The following is a 5,024-nucleotide window of genomic DNA, read 5'->3' as shown; positions in this document are numbered from 1 at the left end:
GAAAGTGTCTAATACTCGTAGAGATTGGCATTTTAAGTTAGCTCATTACCTTTGCGATTTTGCTGATAATATCTTCGTTGAGGATATTAACTTCGTTTCCTGGTCTAGAGGGATCGTTAGAAAACAATCTCTAGATTCGGGCATCGGTAGTTTTATTAATGAGATACTACCGTTTGTTGTTTGGAAACGGGGGAAATATTATCTTAAGGTTGATAAAAACGGAACTTCGCAAGAGTGTCCTAATTGTGGCGCGATTACTGGCAAAAAGTCGTTATCGGAAAGAGTTCACCGATGCAATTCCTGAGGCCACATTGAACAGAGAGATAAGTAATCAGAGAATGTAATCGAGAACCGAGGAAAAATCGCGTTCTGACTGAAAGTGTTATAAAACGCTTGAGGAGGCGATCTGACGTGGATCGACTGGGTTAAACCAGGTCGATCTAGTTAGTGTTAGCTTAATAAATCTAAAAACCTTGTTGGGTAAGACTTTTATACTTTTTGTCAATCAAAAAGTACCAGATATGGGAGTGGTCGGGGGGAAAATTCCGGGACTTTTTCCCTGAAAATTAGGTAATTTACCCGATGAAAATGGGTAAAACCCCACCCCCCACACCCCACACCCTACACCCTGCCCCTAGGAAAAACTTTTTCAGCATACCCTAATTAGAATGCCAAAAGGTCAGGAAAAACGCCCCCAGGCCACACCAATCAGGATAGTAACCCCGAAAAAGAGACGATACCAGACAAAAACCCAGGTACTCTGTTTTTTGAGATAATCTAATAACCAAGCGATCGAAAGATAGGAAAATATCGCCGAGGAAATTACCCCAATAGCGAGGGGAATTAATTCACTGGTGTTAATCTGGTCGAGAACGCCTTTAAATTCCACTAAACCGGCTAAAGTTATCGCCGGAATCCCCAACAGAAAGGAAAATCGCGCTGCTACGGCCCTTTCTAAACCCATGAATAACCCGGCAGTTAAGGTGGACCCAGAACGAGATACCCCCGGTATTAGGGCTAAAGCTTGGGCTAATCCCATTAAAACTCCGTCTTTTTGTCGCAAAGTCTCGAAACTGCGTTTATGTTTCCCGATTTTTTCGGCCGTACCTAAGAGTAAAGACATGACTATAGAGGCACAGGCGATCGCTGTCATGCTTCTCAGGGGGGAATTATCTAAATCGGGAATGAAAAGTTTCATTAACAAACCGAAGAAAACGATCGGAATTGTGCCTAGGATAATCCCCACGGCTAAACGAAAATCCTGGGAACGATAATCGGAACTAGCCACCGCTTTCACCATTCCTGTGGATATTTGCCTTAAATCCTGCCAAAAATAGGACAATACCGCCGCAATACTGCCCAATTGAATCACTGCCGTATAGGTGACACCGGGATCTCCCCAACCCAAAAAGACGGGAATCACTTTTAGATGAGCGGTACTGCTAATCGGCAAAAATTCCGTCACTCCCTGCACAAATCCCAAAAAAATCGCCTGTAACCAGTTAATTTTTGCCAGAGGTATGGCGCTAGTGGTTGATTGGGCAATGGCGGCGGGTGTAATCGCCAAAATCACCGTTATTATCGCTAGTCCTAGCCATTTATAGCTTTTTTTCAGGAAGGAAAACATCATTTTTCAGTAAAAAAAGGGGATAGGTGTGGGGTGTGGGGTGTGGGGTGTGGGGTGTGGGGTGTGAGAGTTGGGGAAATTAACTAATCAATATTACTGCCTTTTGTCTATTTCCCATTCTCCTGTCTCCTGTCTCCTGTCTCCTGTCTCCTGTCTCCTGATTTAAGTATAAATACTTGTTGACAACTCATAGTCGTTATGAGTACACTTAATTTAGACAAACTCAAAATGAGTACGACTTAGCAATTAGGAGTTGACGATTATGCTACCAAACCGAGAAGGGCAGAGAGTTCCCGATGTCACCTTTCCTGTACGTCAAAATAATCAATGGGTGAACATCACCAGCGAGGAATTATTCAAAGGAAAAACCGTTGTTCTTTTTGCCTTACCCGGGGCATTCACTCCCACCTGTTCCACCTCCCATTTACCCGGATATAACGAATTAGCCCCAGTTTTTCGGGAAAATGGCGTAGATACTATTGTTTGCTTGTCGGTGAATGATACCTTTGTCATGAACGAGTGGGCAAAAGATCAAGAATGTGATAATGTCGTCTTGATTCCCGACGGTAACGGCGAATTTAGCGCAGGAATGGGGATGTTAGTCGATAAGGCTGACTTAGGTTTCGGTCAACGTTCTTGGCGCTATTCGATGCTAGTCAAAGATGGTGTTATCGAGAAAATGTTCATCGAACCGGAAGAACCGGGAGATCCTTTCAAAGTCTCCGATGCGGAAACGATGTTACACTACATCAACCCAGAAGCCAAAAAACCGCCTTTAGTCTCTCTTTTCTCGAAAGTGGGCTGTCCCTACTGCCTCCGGGCTAAGAAAATGTTAGAAGAAAAAGGGCTACAATACGAAGAAATTATCCTCGGACGCGATGCCACCAGTCGTTCTCTGCGGGCCATGAGTGGTAATACCACCACCCCGCAAGTCTTCATTAACGGGCAATTAATTGGCGGTTCGGAAGAGTTAGCAGCTCATTTAGGAGCATAATTAATCAGCTATCAGCTATCAGCCTCTGATTTTTCAATTAATTAGCCATTTTTCTAGTTATCAACACTATTATCTAGCTGACGGCTGAGGGCGATGTTAATCAATTCTGAAAAGGGATGTGTATAACTTGAGCTTAATTGTAGGATCAAAATCAGTCCCCTCTACACGGACACAAGTGAGAAAATTATCGAGTATTCTGTTAACTGATCAAGGAGAAAGATTATGGTAGCCACTCCAGTCAAAACCAAAACTACGGGACAATACTACGCCACTCGTATCGATTTAGCATTAGATATCCGCAAAGCTGTGGTTGAAATCTTAAGCCAAACCCTTGCCGCTAGTTTAGACCTAAAAACTCAGGTTAAACAGGCCCACTGGAATGTAAAAGGTTTAAATTTCTACCAATTGCACAGCCTCTTCGACGAAATGGCCACGGAATTAGAAGGCTATGGGGACATGGTAGCAGAACGGATTACCGCTTTAGGTGGAACCGCTTTGGGAACAGCGCGCATCGCTGCCGCTAACTCGATTCTGCCGGAATATCCAGCTAATATCGTCGATGGTAGTGAACATATCGTTGCTTTAGCCGAACGTTATGCCTTATACGCCGCCCATCTTCGTTCTGCTATTGATACCACTGGCAATCAAGGGGATGCCGACACAGCAGATCTCTATACGGAAATCTCCCGGGACATCGATAAACGTCTCTGGTTCCTAGAAGCGCATCTGATTAAATCGGAAGATGTTATCAGATAAATTTGGGGTGTATTAACTTAGCTTAATACACCTTAAATTCTCGTAATCGGTAAACGTAGCCAATCACTTAACTGTTGTGCCAACCAATCTAATTCCGCTTCGCTAACATCTTCACTGGCAGTGATAACATATTCTCGATGGTTGGCAACGAGAACCAGAGAAGGAGGAATAATATTAACATTTTCTCCCTGCATAGTGACGGTGACATTGCGACGGAGGAGACTATAAATTTCGGAACTAGCAGCATCGGCAGTTAGTTTAAATTTCAGCCCCCAGAGTTTTTGGTAGAGAGAAACTTTTTTGGGGGTAAGTTTTAACTCTAGTTCCCCCTGCCAAAAAGATTTCCATAACTGCCAAGATAAACTAGAGGAGATTAAATTGAGCAGAAAAATTAGGATAATCGGGATTAAAAAAGCGACCAGTTTGAGCTCATAAATACCGACTATGGTTAAGAGAATGATCGTAAAGAATAGGGATGGTAAAAACTGTCTTAACTGGGTTTTGAGATTGTTGAAAAACTTTTGTTTGGTTTTACTAGCGATTTTTATTTGCAGGAGATTATCTTTTTTATAAACAGTAACTTCGCTGCCGTAGGGTTTGGTCAGATTGCCAATAGATACTAGGATCAATTGACAACTATATAAGCTGGCTAAAGCTTCTGTCACCGAACGAAAATGAGAGTCTGGGGGGGAGTTTGATAATCTTTTTAACCAATAGATGAAAAAAGCGCTTAGATTAGTTTTTTGTTCAAAGTTTTCGGGTATGTAACGATGCTTAATCCCCGTGGCTAAACTAATCAAACTTTTACCTATATCCTGTAAGTCCGTGGTGGGAGAATCGGAATCAAAGGCAAAATCAACTAGATAAAAACGATGGGACTGGGTATCAAAGAGGATATTACTAAGTTTAATATTGCCGTGGTTAATGGGGACATCCTGCTGATGGAGATAGGAGAGAATCTCCAAAAGATATTTGGCAATTTGTTTGAGATCTTGTTCTGCTAACAAATAACCGGAGTTAAGATAGTTCTCTAAAGGCTGCGCTGATAAATAAGGTCGGACAATAGCGATGATTTGTTCTTGGGATGAATCTATCTCAAAGCTATCGAGGTATTTGGGGAGAGATGGGTGGGAGAGTTGTCGCAATAGGGCAATTTTACCGGTTATTTCTTCGATAAACTGACTCCCTTGTCCCCTAGGAACAGAAATAAGTTTAATGATAACTAACTGGGTGGTGTGTCTGTCCCTCGCTAAGATAGTTTTTTTTCCCAGTAACTGTTGGACTTGATAACGACTATGGAGAACTCGATCGAGCATGGGGGAGGATGGAGTAATTACTATCTCTAGGATAGCTCACTCTGGAAACTCTAGCCGCTATCTTTAGCATCCTTTTAATATTTTAACAATTGATTAAAAATTGCCGCTTTACCTAGAAAGAACTGCTAGGGCAGTCCTATTTGAGTTATTTTAATTATCTATTCGCCAAGGCTGCCGGCAAGGGGAGAGCGGTGGTGATTCGGTAGTAGTGATGGCGGCTTAATCCTTTGCTTTGCTGTGCATTGTAGTCATGGATAAAATACCAAAGGGCTCCCCAACGTGATTCTCCATTTTTTTAGAGAAAGATAGACTCTCTCTCACCAGCCGAGAA

At 42.6% G+C, this 5,024-nt stretch carries 4 protein-coding genes and 1 pseudogene; 3 read left to right on the top strand and 2 right to left on the bottom strand.

The window, feature by feature from the left end; all coding sequences use genetic code 11:
* Positions 1-448, top strand: a pseudogene (locus O9295_RS12125) (zinc ribbon domain-containing protein); the annotation flags it as partial.
* 231 nt (positions 449-679) lie between these two features.
* Here the strand turns inward: O9295_RS12125 and O9295_RS12120 are convergent.
* The gene (locus tag O9295_RS12120; RefSeq protein ID WP_502846499.1) at positions 680-1,630 is read right to left on the bottom strand and encodes an undecaprenyl-diphosphate phosphatase; all 951 of its coding nucleotides are present in this window, start codon (positions 1,628-1,630) and stop codon (positions 680-682) included.
* Positions 1,631-1,889: 259 nt separating this feature from the next.
* On the opposite strand from O9295_RS12120, the gene O9295_RS12115 reads away from it, so the two are divergent.
* Together O9295_RS12115 and dps are read left to right on the top strand one after the other, a co-directional pair.
* Entirely contained in the window at positions 1,890-2,621 is a 732-nt protein-coding gene (locus tag O9295_RS12115; RefSeq protein WP_288033080.1) for a glutathione peroxidase, read from the top strand.
* A 222-nt stretch (positions 2,622-2,843) separates the two neighbouring features.
* Positions 2,844-3,377: a DNA starvation/stationary phase protection protein Dps gene (gene dps / locus O9295_RS12110; protein ID WP_288033079.1), complete on the top strand. Its 534-nt coding sequence runs from the start codon at positions 2,844-2,846 to the stop codon at positions 3,375-3,377.
* Positions 3,378-3,409: 32 nt separating this feature from the next.
* On the opposite strand, the gene O9295_RS12105 is transcribed toward dps, so the two are convergent.
* Positions 3,410-4,693, bottom strand: coding sequence for a protein kinase domain-containing protein (locus O9295_RS12105; protein WP_288033078.1), 1,284 nt, complete (start codon positions 4,691-4,693; stop codon positions 3,410-3,412).
* Positions 4,694-5,024: the final 331 nt, after the last annotated feature.

This window comes from Microcystis sp. LE18-22.4A (genome assembly GCF_027531105.1).
Lineage (GTDB): Bacteria > Cyanobacteriota > Cyanobacteriia > Cyanobacteriales > Microcystaceae > Microcystis > Microcystis aeruginosa.
Note: the sequence above shows the minus strand (reverse complement) of the source record. Positions and strands in the feature narration are given on the sequence as shown.